Here is a 19762-nt window from a genome sequence, read left to right as displayed (position 1 = left end):
TTAAGGATGTGAGCAGAGCACCGCGGTTGGAGATCGAGTACTGCACGCAGTGCCGCTGGTTGATGCGAGCAGCCTGGACCGCGCAGGAGCTGCTCACCACCTTCGCCAAGGAGCTGGGCGAGGTGGCGCTGATGCCGTCCACCGGCGGGATCTTCGACATCTCCCTGGACGGCGAGCTGCTCTGGTCCCGCAAAGCCGAGGGTGGGTTCATCGAGCTGCCGTTACTGAAGCAGCTGGTCCGCGACCGGATCGCGCCGGATCGCCAGCTCGGTCACTCCGACCGTAAGGCGGAGTGATCCGCAGCACGTCCAGGATGTGAATTTGTGAATGGTTGGGACGGCAGGCGACAATGGATCGGTTATGACTACCTCCCTTCCGCTTGTTTTCGATGAGCCGCGCCGGGCCAAGAAGCCGCCGCGGCACTTGGCCGACCTGTCCGGGGAGGAGCGCCGCGAGGCGGTCACCGCGCTGGGAGAGCCCGCGTTCCGGGCCAAGCAGCTGTCGAACCACTACTTCTCCCGGCTGACGTCGGATCCGGCCGAGATGACCGATCTGCCGGCCGCGAGCCGCGACAAGCTGGTCGCCGAGCTGATGCCGCCGTTGCTGACCAAGGTCCGCGACCTGGAGTGCGACAACGGGACCACGCGCAAGACGCTGTGGAAGCTGCTGGACGGTTCGCTGGTCGAGTCCGTGCTGATGCGCTACTCCGACCGCACCACGATGTGCGTCTCGTCGCAGGCCGGTTGCGGGATGGCGTGCCCGTTCTGCGCGACCGGTCAGGCCGGACTGACGCGCAACATGACCACCGCGGAGATCGTCGAGCAGGTCGTCGACGGCGCCCGCGCGCTGGCCCGGGACGAGATCCCCGGCGGCCCGGGGCGGGTCAACAACATCGTCTTCATGGGCATGGGCGAGCCGATGGCCAACTACAAGGCCGTCATCGGTGCCGTCCGCCGCTTCACCGACCCGTCGCCCGAGGGCCTCGGGATCTCCGCTCGTGGCGTGACCGTGTCGACCGTCGGCCTGGTACCGCGGATCCACCAGCTCGCCGACGAGGGCATTCCGGTCACGCTGGCCGTATCGCTGCACGCGCCGGACGACGAGCTGCGCGACGAGCTGGTCCCGATCAACAACCGCTGGAAGATCGACGAGGTTCTCGACGCCGCCTGGGGTTACGCCGAGAAGACCAAGCGCCGGGTCTCCATCGAGTACGCGATGATCCGCGACATGAACGACCACGCCTGGCGTGCCGACCTGCTCGCCGAGAAGCTCCGCGCCCGCGGCGACTGGGGCTGGGTGCACGTCAACCTGATCCCGCTGAACCCGACCCCGGGCTCCAAGTGGACGGCCTCCGATCCGGCCGACGAGCGTGAGTTCGTCCGCCGCCTGCAGGCCGGCGGCATCTCCACCACGGTTCGCGACACCCGCGGCCAGGAGATCGACGGCGCCTGCGGCCAGCTCGCCGCCGCCAACTAGAGCTCGACGAGCTGGGTCAGCGCGGCGGCGTCCGTCGTACTGTGCTGGGCCAGTTCGGTGAAGAAGTGCGCGACGTGGCTGGTTGCCAGGTGGGTCCGGAAGGCGTCGGTGTCGGCGTAGATCTCGTACAGCTGGAACACCCCGGGGTTCGAGGCTTCCCGGAAGGAGCGGAACTCCACGCAGCCCGGCTCGCTCCGTACGGCTGTGGTGAGGGTGGCGATGGCCGCGGCGAGCTGTGCCTCGTGGCCGGGGACGGCGCGGACGACAGCGATCATCGGCCGCTCGCCGGGCGGGAGGTCGTCGCTGACCTCCGGCATGTAGGTCATGGGACCGTCACCAGCGTTCCAGGAAGCGCCAGCCGTACGGCGACCTCCGGGGCGAGGCGGGCGACCGCGTCCGCGTAGTGGCGCGGGTCCTGGTCGGCCTTGGTGATCATCTGGTCGCCCAGCCGGCCGCTGTGGAAAGCGTAGTGGTGCGGAATCGCCAGGGCCGGTTTCAGGACCGCCGTCAGCGCGGCTGCCTCCTCGGCATCCATGACGACCTGCTCGAGATTCATCGGGCGGATGCAGAGGCCGTTCGTCGGGAGGATCGCCAGGTCGACGTGGCCGAAGCGCTCCGGGATCGTGTCGAGCTCGGGGACCCGCAGGGAGTCGCCGCCGAAGAACACCGTCCGGCCGCCGGCCTGGAGGACGAACGTCACTTCGTGGACGCCGTGCTTGGCCGGAGCGGCCGTGACGGTCAACTCGCCGACCGACACCGCTTCCCAGGCCTCGACGACGCGGACGTCGGTGAATCCCTTGGCCCGCGCGATGGTCGCGACGGTGCCCGGCCCGATCAGGGGCGTGCCAAGATCGATGCCTCCGGCAATGAGTCCGTCGAGGTCGCAGTGGTCGTAGTGCTCGTGCGTGACCACGATCGCGTCGAGGTGCCCGAGGTCGGCCACGGTCGAGGCGACGCGTTCACCCTGGTAGTACGTCGCCTTCTGGGTGAACCACGGGTCGGTCAGGACCCGGAGACCGGCGACCTCGATCAACTGACAGGCGTGCCCGATCCGGGTCACGGCCAACGGCGTACTCATGCCGACGCCTTTGCGAGGTCGAGGAGTGCGCCGAGAAGTTCCTCGGGCGTCTCCAGTTGCGGCATGTGGCCCGTGCGGGGAAGCAGCGTGTACGTCGCCTGCGGGATCGCGTCGGCGAAAGCCTTCCCGTACGCCGGTCCGGCGATCCCGTCGCTCTCGCCCCACACGACGTGGACGGGGATGTCGATCTCACCGAGTCGCTTGGCCAGCGTCGGATCGAGCATGGCCGGACCGGTGTAACCGATCAGAGCCAGTACGTCGGGGCTCGGGCCGGGCGTCCCGGCCGGCGGCGCTGGCAGCTTGCTCGGGTCGTGGAAGGAGAGCGCGCGCAGCTCGGTCGCCGACAGTCCCTTGACGTCGGTGATCGGCTCGCCCTCGGCCTCGATGCCGATCGCGTCGATGACCACCGCACCACTGACCCGCGGACTGTGCTGCAGCGCGATCTCCGCGGCCAGCCAGCCGCCGAAGGAGTTGCCGACCACGGTGACGTCGGTCAGATCGAGCTCGTCCAGCAGAGCGACGTACAGGCGCGCGAGCTCGGTGACGCTGTCGAGCTCGGCAGGCTTCGGCGTACCTCCGAAGCCGGGGTGCGTCGGAAGCAGGACGCGGGAGTGGGTGCGCTCGGCAAGCAGGTCGGCGAAGCCGGCCATCGTCACCACGCCACCGCCGCCGTGCAGCAGTAGGAACGGCCGAGTGCGGTCGCGGTCCTGGAAGGTCACCTCGGCGCCGGTCAGTGTGCGGGTCTCGGTGCGAACCGGCCGGAGCGAGCCGGCCTGGGGGAGTGCCGTCATGGTGTCGTCCTCAACTGGGTGGAGAAAGTCTATATAAGGAAACTTATATCAGCATCCTGATATAAGCAACCTGGTCTAAGATCGATCCATGGCTTACCAACCGGGCGAGGTCGGGCTCGCCGTGAAGCGGCTCCAGTACCGCCACCACCGCGCCCTGAGCCAGGCGCTCGCGCCCCTGGGCCTCTCCCTCGTGCAGTGGGACACCCTGCGCCACCTGCACCGCAAACCGGACGCCTCTCTGCACGACCTGGCAGTCCTGACCTTCCAGACCGACCAGTCCTTCGGCTCCCTGGCCACCCGCATGGCCGACCGCGGCCTCATCGAGCGCGTCCCCGGCCCCGGCCGCGCCGTCCGTCACCAACTCACCCCCGAAGGCGCCCGCCTCCGCGCCGCCGGCCAAGAAGCCGTCGACGCCGTCATCCAGTCGTCCTTCAGCGCCCTCACCCCCACCCAACTCGACCAGCTAGGTGACCTCCTCACCCTGGCCCTCGGCCCCGACCCCACCGCCTAGCCATGCGCCATCGGCGGGCGCTTAGGCTGGATGGGTGAAGATCCTCTCGATTCAGTCCGCAGTGGCTTATGGGCACGTGGGCAACTCGGCTGCCGTTTTTCCGCTCCAGCGCATCGGGGTCGAGGTGTTGCCCGTCTACACGGTCAACTTCTCGAACCACACCGGGTACGGCGCTTGGCGGGGACCGCTGATCAGCCCGGACGACGTGCGAGAGGTTGTGCTGGGGATCGAAGAGCGGGGCGCGTTCCCGCAGATCGATGCGGTCCTGTCGGGCTACCAGGGCGGCGAGGGGATCGCGGACGTCATTCTGGAGACGGTGCAGCGGGTGAAGGCGGCGAACCCGGCGGCGGTCTACTCGTGCGACCCGGTGATGGGCAACGCGAAGTCGGGCTGCTTCGTCGCTCCGGCGATCCCGGTGCTCCTCAAGGAGCGCGTGGTACCAGCGGCCGACATCATCACGCCGAACCAGTTCGAGCTGGGCTTCCTGACCGACACTCAGCCGGACACGCTCGAGTCGACCCTGGCGTCGGTGGAGCTCGTCCGAGCGACCGGACCGCGCACGGTGCTCGTGACGAGCGTCGAGCGCCCGGACCGCGAGGACGGCACGATCGAGATGCTGGCGGTGGACGACAGCGGCGCGTGGCTCGTCCAGACGCCGTACATCCCGATGAAGGCGAACGGCTCCGGTGACGTCACGGCTGCTCTGTTCACCGCGCACTACCGCCGTACCGGCGATCTGGCCGACGCCCTCGCTCGCACCACCTCAAGCGTCTTCGACCTGCTCACGCGCACTCACGAGTCGGGTGAGCGGGAACTGCAGCTCGTGGAGTCGCAGGAGGCCTACGCCAACCCCCAGATGCAGTTCAAGCCGCAGCAAGTCAGCTGACGAGCGACGCGGCCTCGTCGATGGTGTCGACCAGCTGGATGGACGACACCATTGGCCGGTCCGCGGCCAGGGACTGCAGGAGCGGCCAGACGGGGAGGTCCACCGTCCAGTGCTCGACGCCGACCAGCACGAGCGGGATCTGGGTGGCGTGGTCGCCGTAGTAGTTCGGTGTGACCGCCTGGAAGACCTCCTGCACCGTCCCAGCCGCACCGGGCAGGTAGATGATCCCGCCGCGCGCCTGGGACAGCAGCACGTCCTCACGCTGCGCATTCGAGAAGTACTTGGCGATCGACGACGCAAACACGTTCGGCGGCTCGTGCCCGTAGAACCACGTCGGAATCGACACACCACCGTTCCCCGGGAACTCACGCCGTACGTCGAGCCCCACTGACGCCCACTCCGCAATAGACGGCCGGAACGACGGTACGGCGGCCAGCGTGGTCAGCGCCCGTTCCACGGCCGCATCGTCGTACGAGGCCAACGACGCGCCCAGGTTCGCCGCCTCCATCGCACCGGGCCCACCACCGGTCACTACAGTCAGCCCCGCCCGCGCCAGCCCCTGTCCCAGCAGGACAGCCGACCGGTACGTCGTACTGCCGCGGGCAATGCCGTGTCCGCCCATCACGCCGACCCACGGACCGGTGTCCGGGAGCTCGTGCAGTGCGTCAGCGATCGCGTGGTCGTGCAGTGCGGCGGCCAGCGTGCGACTGGTGTCACCACGCTCGTCGTGCTGCCGGGACCACGCGTAGATACGCGCATCCGGCGTGGCCTCGTACCCGCCGTCCAGACCGGCGTACAGGTCGTCGGCGGTGTAGAGCCTGCCGCGGTAGGAGTCGAACGGGAGCTCCGGGATCGCCGGGAAGACCAGGCCGCCACCATCCCGGATCCAGTGATCGGCCTTGTCCTCCAGTACGCAGCCGAGGAAGAGCGCGCCCAGCGGGCTCAGGCCGAGCAGCTCGGCGGTCCGGCCGCTCAGGTCGACCGACTGGACCCGCCAGCCGGCCATGGTGGTCGCACCGGCGGCCACCATCTGGTCGAAGTGCTCCAGCGACTCGATGTCGACGTGAGGGATGCTCGGCTGTGTCACGCAGAGCACCCTACTGTCGGACAACGGCCAGATGAGGTATTGCTATGACATGACACATGCGGAGCTCTGGGAGCGTCACAAGGCCGTCATGCCGGACTGGCTGTCGTTGTACTACGAGGAGCCGATCGAGATCGTCCGGGGGGCCGGCCGCCGGGTCACCGACGGTGAGGGCAACAGCTATCTCGACTTCTTCGCCGGCATCCTGACCAACGCGATCGGCTACGACATCGCGGAGATCTCCGACGCGGTGCGTGAGCAGCTGAGCAGCGGGATCGCGCACACCTCCACGGTGTACCTGATCCGCAAGCAGATCGAGCTGGCCGAGCAGATCGCGAAGCTGTCCGGGATCGAGAACGCGAAGGTCTTCTTCGCCAACTCCGGCACCGAGGCGAACGAGGCCGCCCTGCTGCTCGCCACCCAGAACCGCCGTTCCAACCAGGTCCTGGCGATGCGGAACTCTTACCACGGCCGCGCCTTCGGCACCGTCGCGATCACCGGCAATCGTGGCTGGTCCGCGAGCAGCCTGTCGCCGGTCAATGTGCAGTACCTGCAGGGCGCGTACCCGTACCGCAGCCCGTTCAAGAACCTGTCCGACGCCGACTACATCAAGGTCTGCGTCGACGACCTGCGCAACGTCATCGAGACCACCACCGCCGGTGACGTCGCCTGCCTGATCGCCGAGCCGATCCAGGGCGTCGGCGGCTTCGCTTCCCCGCCCGACGGCCTGTACGGCGCTTTCAAGCAGGTACTCGACGAGTACGGCATCCTGTTCATCTCCGACGAGGTCCAGACCGGCTGGGGCCGCACCGGCGACCATTTCTGGGGCATCCAGGCGCACGACGTCGTACCGGATGCGATGACGTTCGCCAAGGGCCTCGGCAACGGCTTCGCGATCGGCGGCGTGGTCGCCAAGCCGGACCTGATGGACAGCATCAAGGCCAACTCGCTGTCCACCTTCGGCGGCAACCCCATCTCCACCAGCGCCGCCAAGGCCACCATCGACTACCTGCTCGACCACGACCTGCAGGCCAACGCCGCCAAACGCGGCGCCCAGCTCGCCGACGGCCTGCGCGGCATCGCCGAGGAGTTCCCCGAGCTCGGCGACGTCCGCGGCAAGGGCCTGATGCTCGCCACCGAGATCGTCAACCCCGCCGACAACACCCCCGACGCCGCCACCACCGCCAAACTCCAGCAGGAGACCAAGAACCGCGGCCTCCTGATCGGCAAGGGCGGCCTCTACGGCAACGTCCTGCGGATGGCCCCACCCATGACCCTGACCGAAGAAGAAACCACCGAGGCCCTCGAGATCCTCCGAGACTCCTTCAACACCCTGCGCTGAACCTGCTGCGGAGAGCCTGGGCGCGCTGCCCAGGCCCTCCGGCGTCAGGTGGTGCAGGTCTTGCAGGGGAACCAGCCGAGTTCTTCTCGGTAGGTGTTCTCCCAGGAGCCGGTCTTGTAGGTGACCTTGGCCCAGACGAAGTTGCCGCGGCGGTCGTTGGGTTTCGGCATGGTGGGGACGTCGACCCCGATCCAGTGCTCCCGTACGGCGCTGATCTTGCCGCCGGTGGTGGACTCCCACCACTCGCCGTTCACGTAGACGTCGAGCCGCCAGGACTCGGCCATCGCCTCGCAGCGCGCCAGGATGTTGACGCGGCCCTTGGTGCCGCCGGCCGCCGGGGTGAAGTTCGCGTCGGCGTCGAAGCAGAAGTCTTGGGCCGGCCCGGCATTGGCGACCGCGGGCAGGCCCGCCAGGAGCGCCGTACCGGCGAGCAAGCTGACAATTCGTCTCATCGGTGCGCTCCTCAGGCCGGGGAAGTGATCGGGAAGCAGTCGTAGAGCCGCTTGCTGTCCCACGGCTCCTCCGACGGCCCGAAGACCGAGGCCTGCGCGTCGACGCAGGCGACCTCCTTGCCGCTCGGCGGTGTCGACGCCACCGTGAAGACCTTGTGATAGGTGCTGGCCCTGGTCGGTATCGTCTCGAAGTGGTAGGCCTTGCGGGTCTTGCGGTTGTAGATGAAGACGACGTACTCCTTGGTGAACTTGGAGTTGCACTTCATGTCGAGCGTGATGGCCCACCAGCCACCGGTCTGGTCGTGGTCGAAGGTCTTGGTCATCACCGGGTCGGCACACTTGTCCTTCGGTGGTGCCGCCTCGGCCGCCAGGGGCACGGTCAGGGTGGTGAGGATCGTGACACCGCTCAGCAGCGCGGCAACGTGACGAATCTTCATCCTTGCTCCTCGTTCGCCGGTCGGATCGCCTCAACATCATTGCCATGAGCAACAAAATGTGTCCATGCCCGGCCGGGGAATTGCACGAAGTGGCAGCCGGCAACGACCGATCGGCGGCAAGCCGCAACGGTCGTGGGGTAACGCCCGCAACACAACGATCCCCGGGCGAAGGATCGTCCGGGGATCGGAGGGAGCTGGATGGATCAGCTGCTGACGCCACCGCTGTCTGCCGCGAGGTCGATCGGGGCGATGCCGCCTGGCTGGTCGATCGGGTTGGCGGTCAGCGGGCCGCCGGCGGAGCGGCCGCGGTTGCGCATGACCTTCTCGACCCGGTGCGCGACCACGGTGAGCAGGTAGTTGATCAGGATGAAGATCGCCCCGATCACGATGAAGGCCGGGACCAGGTTCGACTTGTAGTTGCCGATCTGCTCCGCCTTCCGGAGCAGCTCCTCGTAGGTGATGATGTAGCCGAGCGCGGTGTCCTTGAGGACCACGACGAGCTGACCGACGATCGCCGGCAGCATCGCGGTGATTGCCTGCGGCAACAGGATGATCCGCATCGACTGGCTGCGGGTGAGGCCGATCGCCATCCCCGCCTCGGACTGGCCCTTCGGCAGCGCGAAGACGCCGGACCGGACCAGCTCGGCGACGACAGCACCGTTGTAGAGGGTCAGGGCGGTCACCACCGCGGCCAGGGCGTAGCGCTCCGGCGGGAAGATCTCGTAGAACGCGTAGAGCGCGAACGTGAACAGCATCATCAGCAGCACCGGTACGGCGCGGAAGAACTCCACGATGACGCTGCACGGGATCCGGATCCAGGCACTCGTCGACAGCCGCCCGACACCCAGCAGGACGCCGACGATCATCGCGAAGACGATGGAGATGCCGGCGGCGACCAGCGTGCCGCCCAGACCCGGCAGGATGTACTGCGTCCAGATCTCACCGGTCAGGAACGGCTTCCACTTGGCAGCGGTCAGCTGGCCCTTCGCGTTGAACCGGTCGATCACGAACCAGAGCGCGGCCAGGATCGCGACGACCGACAGGACACCGACCCCGAGGTAGAGCCGCTTGGCCTTCGGCCCGGGCGCGTCGAACAGAACGCTGCTGCCGCTCATCGCTTCACCGCCAGTCGCTTCGAAAGGGACGTGAACAGCACGCCGACCGGCAGCGTCAGGATGACGAAGCCGAGCGCGAAGATGCCGAACACGACGAACAGCTGGTCAGGCCGGTTCTCCATCATCGCCTTCATCGCCGCCGACGACTCCGTGGCGCCGATGACCGAGGCGACCGTCGAGTTCTTGGTCAGTGCGATCAGCACGTTGCCGAGCGGCGCGACCGCACCGCGGAAGGCCTGCGGCAGCACGACGTACCGCAGGGTCTTCAGGAACGGCAGGCCGATCGCCCGGGCCGCCTCGGCCTGGCCGAGCGGCACGGTGTTCACACCACTGCGGATCGCCTCGGCGACGAACGACGCGTGGTACACCGACAGGCCGAGCACGGCGAGGCGGAAGTTGTTGTCGGCCAGGAAGGTGCCCGAGTCCTTGTTCGCCAGCGTGAGACCGAGCTGCAGGAACAGCCCCAGGTTGCAGAACACGATGATCAGGGTCAGCGGCGTGTTCCGGACGATGTTCACGTAGCCGGTGCCGATGACCTGCAGAACCCGGATCGGCGACACCCGCATGACCGCGACCACGGTGCCGATCAGCAGCGCGAAGACCGCCGCCAGCAGCGTGAGGTAGATCGTCGTCCGGAAGGCTTGCAGTCCGTCGTAGTCGGAGAAGAACTCCGAGATCACATCCATGTTTCTCCTGCTGGGAACGAGGTGGAGACCAGCACTCCGGGGAGGAACCGCGAACGGTTCCTCCCCGGAGATGGTGGATCAGGCGCAGGCGTCGAAGGTCTTCGGCGGGTTGGTCGCCGGGTCCAGCTTCAGCCCGGACGGGCCGAGGTTCTTGTCGAACGCCTTCTGCCACTCACCGGAGTCGACCATCTTCTTCAGGGCGTCGTTGACCTTGGTGCAGGTCTCGGTGTCGCCCTTCTTCAGGCCGACGCCGTAGCGCTCGGTCGAGAAGGTCTTGCCGACCACCTTGAACTTGCCCTTGTTGGCGTCCTGCGAGGCGTAACCGGCCAGGATCGTGTTGTCCGTGGTCAGCGCGTCGATCGCGCCGGCGCCGAGCGCCTCGACACACTTGGAGTAGGTGTCGTAGTTCTGCAGCTGCACGGTGTCGGCGAACTTGTCCTTCACCTTCTGCGCCGAGGTGGAGCCGGCCACCGAGCACAGCTTCTTGCCCGCGAGCGTCTCCGGGCCGGTGATGTCGGTGTTGTCGGACTTGACCAGCAGGTCCTGACCGGCGACCAGGTAGGGGCCGGCGAACGAGACCTTCTCCTTGCGGGCGTCGGTGATCGAGTACGACGCGAAGATCATCTTCACCTGGCCGTTCGACAGCAGCGTCTCGCGCTGGGCCGAGGGGGCCTCCTTGAAGGTGATGTTCTTCTCGTCGTAGCCGAGCTCCTTGGCGACGTACTTGGCGACGTCGACGTCCATCCCGGTGTAGTCGGCGCCGGCCTTCAGGCCGATGCCCGGCTGGTCGAACTTGATGCCGATGGTCACCTTTTCGCCGCCGGAACCGGAGTCCCCGCCGCCACAGGCAGCCAGTCCGGTCGCGGCCAGGGCCGCGACGCCGATCGCAGCGATGAGTCGCTGTCGCATGGTGATTTTCCTCCGTGTCTTCGGTACTGCGCTGGGACTGCGGGCGGACGGATCAGTGCGTCAGGATCTTCGACAAGAAGTCCTGCGCGCGCCTCGTCTGCGGGTCGGTGAAGAACTTCTCGGGCTCGGCCTCCTCGACGATCTGGCCGTCGGCCATGAACACGACCCGGTTGGCCGCGCGCCGGGCGAAGCCCATCTCGTGGGTGACCACGATCATCGTCATGCTCTGGCTCGCCAGATCGACCATGACGTCGAGAACTTCCTTGATCATCTCGGGGTCGAGGGCCGAGGTGGGCTCGTCGAACAGCATCACCTTGGGGTCCATGGCCAGCGCCCGGGCGATCGCCACCCGCTGCTGCTGACCACCGGACAGCTGAGCGGGGTACTTGTCCGCCTGTGCGCCGACGCCGACCCGGTCGAGCAGCGCCCGCGCCTCTTTCTCGGCGTCCGCCTTCGACTTGCCGCGGACCTTCATCGGGCCGAGGGTGACGTTCTGCAGGATCGTCTTGTGCGCGAACAGGTTGAACGACTGGAACACCATGCCGACGTCGGCCCGCAGCTTCGCGAGCGACTTCCCCTCGCTCGGGAGGGTCTGGCCGTCGAGGGTGATGGTGCCCGCTTCGATCGTCTCGAGCCTGTTGATCGTGCGGCACAGGGTCGACTTGCCGGAACCGGACGGGCCGATCACCACGACGACCTCGCCCTTGGCGATGGACAGGTTGATGTCCTTCAGGACGTGCAGTTCGCCGAAATGTTTGTTGACGCCGGTGAGGGCCACCAGACCCGTTTGCGTCAAGGTGCCGGAATCGCTCATGGCCAGAACCTACTGGAGGCCGGGGGGCCGTCGCACCGCCGGTCGGTTCCGTGGTGGTAACGATCTGCAATGTGGCAGCGTGAACCGCCGCGTAGCGTGATGTATACACCACGCTACGCGGCGGTCGGGGGAATTAGTGTCCGGAACCTGCCGCGCCGCAGCAACCGCCCGCGGACAGTGCTACCGCCGTGGGCGGAGCCTGTACGGCGGCCTCCACATCCGCCAGCATTTTCGTCCGGGCCGCCGGTCCGATCACCCGTCCGCGAGTGACGACCGAGTGAATCTTGCGGGTGTTGCGGATGTCGGTCAACGGGTCGGCGTCCAGGACGACGAGGTCGGCGATCTTGCCCGCCTCGACGGTGCCGAGCTCGGCCGCGCGCCCGAGGAACCGGGCCGGCTCGGCAGTGGCGGCGTACAGGGCCTGGCGAGGGGTGGCGCCGGCCGCGACGAGGTGTTCGAGCTCGTCGTGGAGGGCGAACCCGGGCACGCTGTACGGCGTACCGGTGTCGGTGCCGGCCAGGATCGGGACGTTGTGCGCGAACAGTTCGCCGACGAACTGCTTGCGCCAGGCCCACATGTCCCGCTGGTGCGCGATCTCCTCGGCGCTCCGGTTGGGCTTGTACAGGTTCTCGATCGCGTAGTCGTAGACAGCCAGCTCCTCGGCACCCATGTATTTCGTCAGAGCGGGATCGATCCGGGCGTAGTCGGGCTGGTCGAGGACGCTGTGCATGGTCAGCGTCGGCGTCACCCGGGTCCGGTTGCGCCGGAGGGTGCCGAACACGTCGGCGGCGCGCGCCTCGCTGTAGGTCTGCGCAGCGATCCACTCGATCGGGTGCATCTGCCGGAACCAGCTGTTGTAGTCACCTTTCTGGACGGTGATCGCGCGGACCATCCGCCGTACGTCGGCCTCGCGGCTGGAGACCGACAGCCCGATCGAGTGGATGTGCTCGATGCTGCGCTGGCCGGCATTGCTGACCTCCTTCGTGGTCAGCGCGTCCGGACCATGGCCGTGCGCGGTCAGGCCGAGCTTGCGGGCCTCGTCGAGGATGCCGGCGTACGTCGCCCGGTTGAGCCGCGAGTACACCTTGATGAAGTCGGCTCCCTCGGCCTTCGCCCGGCGTACGGCGGCACGACCGGACTGTTCGTCACCGGCGACGATGACCGGGGTCAGGGTCGGATCCCACAGGGTCGGGTCACCGTCGATGATCTTGCTGGCCACAACCATCCGCGGGCCGAGCAGCGTGCCCGCCTCGATGCGGTCCCGCCAGTCGTAGAGCACCGGGTCGTTTCCGGCCATCTCGCGGATGGTGGTCAGCCCGTTGGCCAGGTAGAGCGGTGGCGAGACGTGCTCGGTGCCGAGACTGTGGGCGTGCATGTCGGCCAGGCCCGGTACGACGTACTTCCCGGTCGCGTCGACGACCGTCGCACCGCGGGGGACCGGCAACCGGCCGATCCCGACGATGCGCTCACCGGCGATGAGTACGGTCTGGTGGCGATGCCGCTGACCGGTCTCGACATCGATGACGGTCGCGTCGACGAGGGCGGTCAGTGGGCTGTTCGCCCGCAACGATCCGGCGAGTGCGGGGGTGGCGGCGGCGAACGAGCCGCCGGCGATCACGGCGGCTCCGGCGGCGGTCCGGGCGAGGAATTCACGGCGAGAACTGTTCATACCCCTCACTATTGTCTGCGCCGGGGTCGCCGTCAGGGGTAGCAGGCCGCCGGAGCCAGGTAGGGAAATACCTACCCCGGCACGTACTCTTGGTGGCTGTTATGCGTACTTACGAGGTCCGCACCTACGGGTGCCAGATGAACGTCCACGACTCCGAGCGGCTGCGCGGCCTGATGGAGGACGCGGGCTACGTCCGCGCGCCGGAGGGCGACCAGGCCGATGTCGTCGTCTTCAACACGTGCGCGGTCCGGGAGAACGCCGACAACAAGCTGTACGGCAACCTCGGCCACCTGGCGCCGGTGAAGGCCAAGCGGCCCGGGATGCAGATCGCCGTCGGCGGCTGCCTGGCCCAAAAGGACAAGGCGACCATCACCAAGAAGGCGCCCTGGGTGGACGTCGTCTTCGGGACCCACAACATCGGCTCGCTGCCGGTGCTGCTGGAGCGGGCCCGGGTCGCCGAGGAGTCGCAGGTCGAGATCCTCGAGTCGCTCGACGTCTTCCCGTCCACGCTGCCGACGCGCCGCGAGTCGGCGTACTCGGCCTGGGTCTCGGTCAGCGTCGGGTGCAACAACACCTGCACGTTCTGCATCGTCCCGGCGCTGCGCGGCCGCGAGAAGGACCGTCGCCCCGGCGACGTGCTCGCCGAGGTCGAGGCACTCGTCGCCGAGGGCGTGCTCGAGGTGACGCTGCTCGGCCAGAACGTGAACTCGTACGGCGTGGAGTTCGGCGACCGGTATGCGTTCTCGAAGCTGCTCCGGGCCTGCGGCGAGATCGACGGGCTGGAGCGCGTGCGCTTCACCTCGCCGCACCCGCGCGACTTCACCGCGGACGTGATCGAGGCGATGGCCGAGACGCCGAACGTGATGCCCTCGCTGCACATGCCGCTGCAGTCCGGCTCGGACCGCGTGCTGAAGGCGATGCGGCGCTCGTACCGGCGCGATCGCTACCTCAAGATCATCGAGGACGTGCGCGCGGCGATGCCGGATGCGGCGATCACCACCGACATCATCGTCGGCTTCCCCGGTGAGACCGAGGAGGACTTCGAGGGCACGCTCGACGTCGTCCGCCAGGCGCGGTTCGCCGGTGCCTTCACCTTCCAGTACTCCAAGCGTCCCGGGACGCCGGCGGAGTCGATGGAGGACCAGGTTCCGCGCGCGGTCGTCCAGGAGCGCTACGAGCGTTTGGTCGCTCTGCAGGACGACATGGCGTGGGCCGAGAACAAGCTGACCGTTGGCCGCTCCCTCGAGGTTCTCGTCGCCGAAGGCGAAGGCCGCAAGGACGCCGCGACCCACCGGCTGAGCGGTCGCGCCCGCGACAACCGCCTGGTCCACTTCGCTCTCCCCGAGGGTGTCGAGGCTCCGCGTCCGGGCGACCTGGCCACGGTCGAGGTCACCTACGCCGCCCCGCATCACCTGGTCGCGGACGTCTTCGGTTCCATCCGCCGCACGCGCGCCGGTGACGCCTGGGAGCGCACACAGGACGCGCCGCCGTCGTCGGCCCCCGGCGTCATGCTCGGGATGCCGACCCTCGGCGCGCAGCCGATGGAGCCCGTGGCCGGCGGTTGCCAGATCGCATGACCGCGCCCGATCCGGTCCCGGAGGGTGCCGCTCCACTTCTTCCTTCGGACGCGGAGCCGTTCGCGGCGGGGCGGGACGCGGATGTCTACGCGCTCGACGACCAGTGGGTGGTTCGGCGCTACCGCAACGGTCATCCCGTGCGGGACGAGGCCGACTTCATGCGGCACGTGGCGACGTTCGGTTACCCGGTGCCCGCCGTACGGGAGATCGACGGCGCGGACATGGTGATCGAGCGGCTGACCGGACCGACGCTCGCGGACGCCGCCGTCGCGGGTGACCTCGACGCGGTGCGGCTGGGGGAGTTGCATGCCGACCTGCATCGTCGCCTGCACGCGATCCCCGCACCCAGCGGTAGGCCGGGGCTCGTCGTCGTCCACGGCGACCTGCACCCGTACAACGTGATCGCGACCGACGCCGGCCCCGTCGTGATCGACTGGCGCAACGCCGAAGAGGGCACCGCGGAGTTCGACATCGCGATGACCGCGGTCATCTTCGCCCAGGTCGCGCTCGACCCGGAGTGGGCCGAGCTCTCGCCGCTCCTCCGCGAAGCCCTCGCCACCTACCTGGCCAACTCGATCGACCCGACCCCCGGCCTCCCCGCCGCATTGGATGCCCGCGGCAACAACGTGACCCTGACGCCGGCCGAGAAGGAGCTCCTCCCAGCGCAGGAAGCTCTGATCCGCAGCTTGCTCTGACCGACAAGCGGACCTGCACCACCCACTAACACCGCCCCAAGCCACCGGACCACGCTCAGCTGAGCGCGACCACGCCTGCCCGGGTGACGTTAGTGGGTGATGGGCGTCCGCCTACGCGTTCAGGAACTGGGACGGCTTCAGCGCGCGACTGACGATCCGCACCTCGCCGATGTGTCCGGCGAAGCCTTGGTCGACCTCATTCGCATAGTGACCGGCGCCGACGAGCCACGGCTTGCCGACCGTCGCCAGGCCGCTCGACGGGGTCGCCGGATTACGCAGCAGCTCGGACGAGTCGACGTACACGGTGCTGTGCCGTCCGTCGTTCACGATCGCGAGGTGGAACCAGCGCCCGGCCACCTGCTCGTGACCCCAGTTGGTGAACGTGTCGTTCTTGTTGAACGGATAGACCGCCCACTGCACCTGTCGCCCACCGGAGAATCCGAGCTTCACCACCGGCTCGTCCGGGTCGCTGCCCGTCTTGCCCGCGTCCCGCCCGGTGCCGAGCCGTGAGATCAGCCCTTCCCACGAGTGGTCCTGACCATCGTCGGCGAGCTTCACGAATGCCTCGATCGTGTACCCGCCGCGGAACGTCGCCTTGTTGATCGGCGCATCGTCGGCCGTCTTCAGATACCCACCGCGTGCCGGATTCTTCCCACCCGGGAACACCCAGCTCGCATGCCCCGGCTGCTCCGGGTGGAACTCACTCGACACGCTCGGCGCATCGCCGCCCAGCTGTACGCGCGTCAGGTGGTTGCCCTGTCCGGACTGATCGACGACCTGCCCGCCGACCGGGTCGTCGAAGCGCCAGTACGCCGCTGTCCCCGGAATGACCAACTGCTTCGCCGGTCGCGCCGGCCGCACAGCTACCGGAGCGAATCCCGCGAACCGCTGCGCGAAGTCGATCGGAATGCTGAACCGATTGACGTCGTCGGTCAGCTCGATCTCGCCCTCGGCCAGTTCGCTCCGCCGGGCCGGGTCCTGCGCGAAGATCCATGGTGCGATCGTCTCGACGTCGATCGTGTTCCGGGCCAGGTCGAAGTGGTACAACCGGACCATCCCGGAACCGCCGTAGTACCGGTCCTGGAAGTTGGCCAGGTGCAGCTGCACGTCGTGCCCGGCGGCGTTCTGCTTGGTGAGCCGTCCCGGCGGCCAGAAGTGCCCGTTCAGGGTGAGGAAGATCTGGTCGTTGTCCTTCACCAGCTGGTCCCAGACCCGCACCCCGTGGTCGCTCAGCTCCGCGACGCCGGTGTCGGCGTACACGAGCTCGTGGATCGTCAGGATCACCGGCATCTTCGGATGCGCCGCGATCACCGCCCGGGCCCACGCGAAGCTCGCGTCCGACGGCCGCCAGTCCATTGCCAACAGCAACCACTGCCGCCCGGCCGCCCGGAACACGTGGTACGAGTTGTACCCGTTCGCCGTCGATCCGCCGTACGTCGGCATCCGCCGGAACCGCTGCGGCCCGAACGTTCGCAGGTACGGCGAGTCGCCGCGGGTATCGTCCTTGGACCCGTCGATGTCGTGGTTCCCGGCCAGCACCGAGTACGGCATCCGCGCGCGGTCCAGCACCTTGAACACCGGATCCGCCTGCGCGAACTCGCTCGCCAGCGCGTTCTCGACCACATCACCGAGGTGCGCCACGAACACCAAGTTCTCCGCGGACCGCTGCTCGACCAGATACTCGAAGGTCGCCGTCAACGGCGCCGGGTCACCCCGGTCCTGGTCGAACTGATACTGCGTGTCCGGTACGACGGCCACCGTGAACCGCGGGTGCTCGGTGTCGATCCGCCCGCCGTACGACGAGGTCGTCGCCGCGGCAGCACCACCATCCAGCACGCCACCCGCGACCACCGCCCCCGCGCTCAACGCTCCCGCCTGCAAAAGCCGCCGCCGGCTGGTCCCGTCGTACTGCTGATCCATCTCGCGCCTCCAGATCGCTGCCTGACACCGCAGCGAACATTAGAGCGCACCAACCAAACATCAGTGAACGCCTCCAGAACCCTGGACCAACGCACACCGTGTGACTCAGCTGAAGCCTTGCGCGATCACCGCAGGAAGCCCGCTGTCGAGGCCGGCCAGCACGCGCGTCTCGTGCGGCACCGTGGGATCCGGCAACTTGTCGAGCGCGAACCATTCCAGCCGGTCCGCCTTCCCCGGCTCCATCAACCGCGGCTCACCCGACCACCGCGACGTCGTGAAGAAGAAGTCCACCCGCTCGTCGATCGGATCCCCGTTGCCCCCGGTCCGATGCATCGCCGTCACCGCCACCAGATCCCGCGGATCGATCTCGACGCCCACCTCCTCGCGGACCTCCCGGACTGCGGCCTGGATCGCTGACTCACCAGCCTCCACATGGCCGGCCGGCACCGCCCAATACCCATCCATGTAACCGGTATTGGCCCGCAACAACATCAACACCTCGTCCCCTCGCCGCAACACCACATAAGCCGCCGGCACCACCCGAAACCGATCCATCCCCCGACCCTAACCACCCCCGCCCCCAACTTTTTTCGCCATCCATGTCAAAACCGAGGGGTCGACTTCGACGGGTAGGTAAGCGATCGGCACCGAGCCGGTCCACTGCCCCGGAGATCACCATGACTGCCACCCTCCCCACCGCCACGACCGTTGCCGCCCCGTCGGCCGGACGCCTGCTCCGCGACGGCGCCATCGCCGCCGTCCTCGCAGCCGTTGCCACCGCAGCCGTCGCCGCCGCAGGTCAAGCCGCCGGCATCAGCCTCGACGTCGCCGGCGCCCCCATCCCGCTGGCCGGTTTCGCCGTCATGACTCTCGTCTTCGCGGCCCTCGGCCTCCTCATCGCGGTCGCTCTCCGCCGGTACGCCGCCCGCCCGCGCACCGCCTGGATCCGCATCACCGTCGTCCTGACCGCCCTCTCCTTCACCCCCGACCTCCTCGCCGACGCCGCCCCCGCCACCAAGGCCCTCCTGATGACAACCCACCTGATCGCCGCCGCCCTCGTCATCCCCGCAGTAGCCCGCCGCCTCCGCTGACCACAAGCCCTACCCTGCTGAGATGAGCTACATCGAGCGCATGCGGCGGCTGGTCGGGCACGAACCACTCGTGGGCGCGGGCGTCGGCGTACTGGTGTGGAACGACCAACAGCAGGTGCTCCTCCAGCAGCGTTCGGACGACCACACCTGGTGCATCCCCGGCGGCGGCGTCGAGCCGGGGGAGCAGCTCGAGGACGCGGCCCGCCGCGAGCTCCACGAGGAGACCGGCCTGAGCATCGGCGGGCTCACACTGCTCTCAGCCCGCTCCGGCCCGGACTGCTTCATCACCTACCCCAACGGCGACCAGGTCCAAGTCATCTCCCTCACCTACCGAGCCGACTCCTGGACCGGCACCCTCGACCCCGCCAACGACGAAACCCTCGCCCTCGACTTCTTCACCCCTGAAGCGCTCCCCGCCATGAACCCCTACAACCAAGCCCTCTTCACCCACCTAGCGGCGGAAGGTCACCTGCAGGAACGACAAAGGGCCGCGAGCTAGTGCTCGCGGCCCTTTGCTGAGGAGTGTTCAGGCGGGCTTGTCGGCGTCCGGGATGTCGTCGTTCTGGCCGTCGAGGCCGTCCAGGCCGTCCTTGGCCTTGTCGACACCCTGGTCGATCTTGTCGCCGTACTTGCCGCCGGTCTTCTCGTCGACGAAGTCACCGGCCTTGTCCAGACCCGCGCCGACCTTGTCGCCGTGCTGATCGACGAGGTCGCCGGCCTTGTCCTTCAGGTCCTCGGCCTTGTCCTTGAACTTGTCGAAGATGCCCATCTCAGGGGCTCCCATTCCTGCGTAGTGAACTGCTTACTGACAGCTAGCGGTAGATGATTACACCAACCGGCCCCGAACACCTAGGACCGCCGCGAACTGTCGGACAGGAATTCAGCGGGTGTTACTCGACGTCGCCGCCGGAGTCCTGACTTCCGCCACCCGACTCGACGTCGCCGCCCGACTCCACATCACCGCCGGACTCGACGTCGCCACCGCTGAACTCGACGTCACCGCCGCTCTTCTTCAGCTCGACGTCACCACCGCTGCGCTTGGCAGCGGCCAGCTCGTCGTCCCCCAGGTCCAGCGCGTCCTTGGCCGCGTCGGACTCTCCCTCGAACGGATTCGTCACAGCTTCATTCCTCCCGTAATCCGGTGTTGCGAACTGCCGTCGTGTCTACCGGTCGCAGGGGGTCATCCACAAGGAGACCCCGAGCCTCTTGGTGCAGACTTGACCGGGCCG

Annotated in this window: 24 protein-coding genes; 9 read left to right on the top strand and 15 right to left on the bottom strand. The window is 67.9% G+C overall.

Annotated elements, in window-relative coordinates:
- Positions 1-8: 8 nt before the first annotated feature.
- Together ACIA49_RS26700 and rlmN are read left to right on the top strand one after the other, a co-directional pair.
- Positions 9-296 carry a SelT/SelW/SelH family protein gene (locus ACIA49_RS26700; RefSeq protein ID WP_396380064.1) on the top strand — a complete coding sequence of 96 codons (288 nt, stop codon included), beginning with the start codon at positions 9-11 and terminating at the stop codon, positions 294-296.
- 64 nt (positions 297-360) lie between these two features.
- Entirely contained in the window at positions 361-1476 is a 1116-nt protein-coding gene (gene rlmN / locus ACIA49_RS26695; RefSeq protein WP_391546401.1) for a 23S rRNA (adenine(2503)-C(2))-methyltransferase RlmN, read from the top strand.
- Here rlmN and ACIA49_RS26690 read toward each other — a convergent pair.
- The 3 genes from ACIA49_RS26690 to ACIA49_RS26680 are packed head-to-tail and all read right to left on the bottom strand — an operon-like array spanning position 1473 to position 3345.
- On the bottom strand, positions 1473-1802 hold the full coding sequence (locus ACIA49_RS26690) for a putative quinol monooxygenase (protein ID WP_396380063.1): 330 nt from the start codon (positions 1800-1802) through the stop codon (positions 1473-1475). The two genes, rlmN and ACIA49_RS26690, sit on opposite strands and share 4 nt — an antisense overlap.
- On the bottom strand, positions 1799-2554 hold the full coding sequence (locus tag ACIA49_RS26685; RefSeq protein ID WP_396380062.1) for an MBL fold metallo-hydrolase: 756 nt from the start codon (positions 2552-2554) through the stop codon (positions 1799-1801). Before ACIA49_RS26685 ends, ACIA49_RS26690 begins: the two co-directional genes overlap by 4 nt.
- Positions 2551-3345, bottom strand: a complete 795-nt coding sequence (locus ACIA49_RS26680) for an alpha/beta fold hydrolase (RefSeq protein WP_396380061.1) — start codon at positions 3343-3345, stop codon at positions 2551-2553. The genes ACIA49_RS26685 and ACIA49_RS26680 overlap by 4 nt, the downstream gene beginning before the upstream one ends.
- Positions 3346-3433: 88 nt before the next feature.
- On the opposite strand from ACIA49_RS26680, the gene ACIA49_RS26675 reads away from it, so the two are divergent.
- Positions 3434-3856, top strand: coding sequence for a MarR family winged helix-turn-helix transcriptional regulator (locus tag ACIA49_RS26675; protein WP_396380060.1), 423 nt, complete (start codon positions 3434-3436; stop codon positions 3854-3856).
- A gap of 34 nt (positions 3857-3890) precedes the next feature.
- Positions 3891-4742 carry a pyridoxal kinase PdxY gene (pdxY, locus tag ACIA49_RS26670; RefSeq protein WP_396380059.1) on the top strand — a complete coding sequence of 284 codons (852 nt, stop codon included), beginning with the start codon at positions 3891-3893 and terminating at the stop codon, positions 4740-4742.
- On the opposite strand, the gene ACIA49_RS26665 is transcribed toward pdxY, so the two are convergent.
- On the bottom strand, positions 4735-5829 hold the full coding sequence (locus ACIA49_RS26665; RefSeq protein ID WP_396380058.1) for an LOG family protein: 1095 nt from the start codon (positions 5827-5829) through the stop codon (positions 4735-4737). The two genes, pdxY and ACIA49_RS26665, sit on opposite strands and share 8 nt — an antisense overlap.
- Before the next feature lie 49 nt (positions 5830-5878).
- Between ACIA49_RS26665 and ACIA49_RS26660 the strand changes: the two genes are divergently transcribed.
- Positions 5879-7168 (top strand): aspartate aminotransferase family protein, encoded by a 1290-nt coding sequence (locus ACIA49_RS26660; protein ID WP_396380057.1) that lies wholly within the window; start codon positions 5879-5881, stop codon positions 7166-7168.
- Between the two features lie 44 nt (positions 7169-7212).
- On the opposite strand, the gene ACIA49_RS26655 is transcribed toward ACIA49_RS26660, so the two are convergent.
- The 7 genes from ACIA49_RS26655 to ACIA49_RS26625 all read right to left on the bottom strand — a co-directional run bounded on the left by ACIA49_RS26655 (position 7213) and on the right by ACIA49_RS26625 (position 13250).
- Positions 7213-7620, bottom strand: a complete 408-nt coding sequence (locus tag ACIA49_RS26655) for a hypothetical protein (protein WP_396380056.1) — start codon at positions 7618-7620, stop codon at positions 7213-7215.
- Positions 7621-7631: 11 nt separating this feature from the next.
- Positions 7632-8057: a hypothetical protein gene (locus ACIA49_RS26650; RefSeq protein ID WP_396380055.1), complete on the bottom strand. Its 426-nt coding sequence runs from the start codon at positions 8055-8057 to the stop codon at positions 7632-7634.
- 203 nt (positions 8058-8260) lie between these two features.
- The gene (locus tag ACIA49_RS26645) at positions 8261-9172 is read right to left on the bottom strand and encodes an amino acid ABC transporter permease (protein ID WP_396380054.1); all 912 of its coding nucleotides are present in this window, start codon (positions 9170-9172) and stop codon (positions 8261-8263) included.
- Positions 9169-9858 (bottom strand): amino acid ABC transporter permease, encoded by a 690-nt coding sequence (locus ACIA49_RS26640; RefSeq protein ID WP_396380053.1) that lies wholly within the window; start codon positions 9856-9858, stop codon positions 9169-9171. The genes ACIA49_RS26645 and ACIA49_RS26640 overlap by 4 nt, the downstream gene beginning before the upstream one ends.
- A gap of 78 nt (positions 9859-9936) precedes the next feature.
- Entirely contained in the window at positions 9937-10767 is an 831-nt protein-coding gene (locus ACIA49_RS26635) for a glutamate ABC transporter substrate-binding protein (RefSeq protein ID WP_396380052.1), read from the bottom strand.
- Positions 10768-10819: 52 nt separating this feature from the next.
- Positions 10820-11548 carry an amino acid ABC transporter ATP-binding protein gene (locus ACIA49_RS26630; RefSeq protein ID WP_396380302.1) on the bottom strand — a complete coding sequence of 243 codons (729 nt, stop codon included), beginning with the start codon at positions 11546-11548 and terminating at the stop codon, positions 10820-10822.
- Positions 11549-11714: 166 nt separating this feature from the next.
- Entirely contained in the window at positions 11715-13250 is a 1536-nt protein-coding gene (locus ACIA49_RS26625) for an amidohydrolase family protein (RefSeq protein ID WP_396380051.1), read from the bottom strand.
- Between the two features lie 101 nt (positions 13251-13351).
- Here ACIA49_RS26625 and miaB point away from each other — a divergent pair, with 101 nt between their 5' ends.
- Together miaB and ACIA49_RS26615 are read left to right on the top strand one after the other, a co-directional pair.
- The gene (gene miaB, locus ACIA49_RS26620) at positions 13352-14827 is read left to right on the top strand and encodes a tRNA (N6-isopentenyl adenosine(37)-C2)-methylthiotransferase MiaB (protein WP_396380050.1); all 1476 of its coding nucleotides are present in this window, start codon (positions 13352-13354) and stop codon (positions 14825-14827) included.
- The gene (locus ACIA49_RS26615) at positions 14824-15522 is read left to right on the top strand and encodes a phosphotransferase (RefSeq protein WP_396380049.1); all 699 of its coding nucleotides are present in this window, start codon (positions 14824-14826) and stop codon (positions 15520-15522) included. Before miaB ends, ACIA49_RS26615 begins: the two co-directional genes overlap by 4 nt.
- Positions 15523-15633: 111 nt before the next feature.
- Here the strand turns inward: ACIA49_RS26615 and ACIA49_RS26610 are convergent, their stop codons facing one another.
- Positions 15634-17442 (bottom strand): LamG-like jellyroll fold domain-containing protein, encoded by a 1809-nt coding sequence (locus ACIA49_RS26610; RefSeq protein ID WP_396380048.1) that lies wholly within the window; start codon positions 17440-17442, stop codon positions 15634-15636.
- A gap of 105 nt (positions 17443-17547) precedes the next feature.
- Positions 17548-17997 carry an NUDIX domain-containing protein gene (locus tag ACIA49_RS26605; protein ID WP_396380047.1) on the bottom strand — a complete coding sequence of 150 codons (450 nt, stop codon included), beginning with the start codon at positions 17995-17997 and terminating at the stop codon, positions 17548-17550.
- Positions 17998-18119: 122 nt separating this feature from the next.
- Between ACIA49_RS26605 and ACIA49_RS26600 the strand changes: the two genes are divergently transcribed.
- Positions 18120-18533, top strand: coding sequence for a DUF6069 family protein (locus ACIA49_RS26600; RefSeq protein WP_396380046.1), 414 nt, complete (start codon positions 18120-18122; stop codon positions 18531-18533).
- Positions 18534-18555: 22 nt separating this feature from the next.
- Entirely contained in the window at positions 18556-19032 is a 477-nt protein-coding gene (locus tag ACIA49_RS26595; protein WP_396380045.1) for an NUDIX hydrolase, read from the top strand.
- A gap of 27 nt (positions 19033-19059) precedes the next feature.
- Here ACIA49_RS26595 and ACIA49_RS26590 read toward each other — a convergent pair whose 3' ends face one another.
- Together ACIA49_RS26590 and ACIA49_RS26585 are read right to left on the bottom strand one after the other, a co-directional pair.
- The gene (locus tag ACIA49_RS26590; RefSeq protein WP_391546383.1) at positions 19060-19317 is read right to left on the bottom strand and encodes an antitoxin; all 258 of its coding nucleotides are present in this window, start codon (positions 19315-19317) and stop codon (positions 19060-19062) included.
- A 106-nt stretch (positions 19318-19423) separates the two neighbouring features.
- Positions 19424-19651, bottom strand: coding sequence for a hypothetical protein (locus tag ACIA49_RS26585; RefSeq protein WP_391546382.1), 228 nt, complete (start codon positions 19649-19651; stop codon positions 19424-19426).
- Between the last annotated feature and the right edge of the window lie 111 nt (positions 19652-19762).

The sequence above is a fragment of the Kribbella sp. NPDC051587 genome (assembly GCF_044453945.1).
In the GTDB taxonomy this organism is placed as follows: domain Bacteria; phylum Actinomycetota; class Actinomycetes; order Propionibacteriales; family Kribbellaceae; genus Kribbella.
Note: the sequence above shows the minus strand (reverse complement) of the source record. Positions and strands in the feature narration are given on the sequence as shown.

What these genes read in the sequence shown, in the direction of transcription:
- rlmN (WP_391546401.1), top strand. Translation starts at nt 361, where the DNA reads ATGACTACCTCCCTTCCGCTTGTTTTCGATGAGCCGCGCCGGGCCAAG.
- ACIA49_RS26690 (WP_396380063.1), bottom strand. Translation starts at nt 1,802, where the DNA reads ATGACCTACATGCCGGAGGTCAGCGACGACCTCCCGCCCGGCGAGCGG.
- ACIA49_RS26685 (WP_396380062.1), bottom strand. Translation starts at nt 2,554, where the DNA reads ATGAGTACGCCGTTGGCCGTGACCCGGATCGGGCACGCCTGTCAGTTG.
- ACIA49_RS26680 (WP_396380061.1), bottom strand. Translation starts at nt 3,345, where the DNA reads ATGACGGCACTCCCCCAGGCCGGCTCGCTCCGGCCGGTTCGCACCGAG.
- ACIA49_RS26675 (WP_396380060.1), top strand. Translation starts at nt 3,434, where the DNA reads ATGGCTTACCAACCGGGCGAGGTCGGGCTCGCCGTGAAGCGGCTCCAG.
- ACIA49_RS26660 (WP_396380057.1), top strand. Translation starts at nt 5,879, where the DNA reads ATGACACATGCGGAGCTCTGGGAGCGTCACAAGGCCGTCATGCCGGAC.
- ACIA49_RS26655 (WP_396380056.1), bottom strand. Translation starts at nt 7,620, where the DNA reads ATGAGACGAATTGTCAGCTTGCTCGCCGGTACGGCGCTCCTGGCGGGC.
- ACIA49_RS26650 (WP_396380055.1), bottom strand. Translation starts at nt 8,057, where the DNA reads ATGAAGATTCGTCACGTTGCCGCGCTGCTGAGCGGTGTCACGATCCTC.
- ACIA49_RS26645 (WP_396380054.1), bottom strand. Translation starts at nt 9,172, where the DNA reads ATGAGCGGCAGCAGCGTTCTGTTCGACGCGCCCGGGCCGAAGGCCAAG.
- ACIA49_RS26640 (WP_396380053.1), bottom strand. Translation starts at nt 9,858, where the DNA reads ATGGATGTGATCTCGGAGTTCTTCTCCGACTACGACGGACTGCAAGCC.
- ACIA49_RS26635 (WP_396380052.1), bottom strand. Translation starts at nt 10,767, where the DNA reads ATGCGACAGCGACTCATCGCTGCGATCGGCGTCGCGGCCCTGGCCGCG.
- ACIA49_RS26625 (WP_396380051.1), bottom strand. Translation starts at nt 13,250, where the DNA reads ATGAACAGTTCTCGCCGTGAATTCCTCGCCCGGACCGCCGCCGGAGCC.
- miaB (WP_396380050.1), top strand. Translation starts at nt 13,352, where the DNA reads ATGCGTACTTACGAGGTCCGCACCTACGGGTGCCAGATGAACGTCCAC.
- ACIA49_RS26615 (WP_396380049.1), top strand. Translation starts at nt 14,824, where the DNA reads ATGACCGCGCCCGATCCGGTCCCGGAGGGTGCCGCTCCACTTCTTCCT.
- ACIA49_RS26610 (WP_396380048.1), bottom strand. Translation starts at nt 17,442, where the DNA reads ATGGATCAGCAGTACGACGGGACCAGCCGGCGGCGGCTTTTGCAGGCG.
- ACIA49_RS26605 (WP_396380047.1), bottom strand. Translation starts at nt 17,997, where the DNA reads ATGGATCGGTTTCGGGTGGTGCCGGCGGCTTATGTGGTGTTGCGGCGA.
- ACIA49_RS26600 (WP_396380046.1), top strand. Translation starts at nt 18,120, where the DNA reads ATGACTGCCACCCTCCCCACCGCCACGACCGTTGCCGCCCCGTCGGCC.
- ACIA49_RS26595 (WP_396380045.1), top strand. Translation starts at nt 18,556, where the DNA reads ATGAGCTACATCGAGCGCATGCGGCGGCTGGTCGGGCACGAACCACTC.
- ACIA49_RS26590 (WP_391546383.1), bottom strand. Translation starts at nt 19,317, where the DNA reads ATGGGAGCCCCTGAGATGGGCATCTTCGACAAGTTCAAGGACAAGGCC.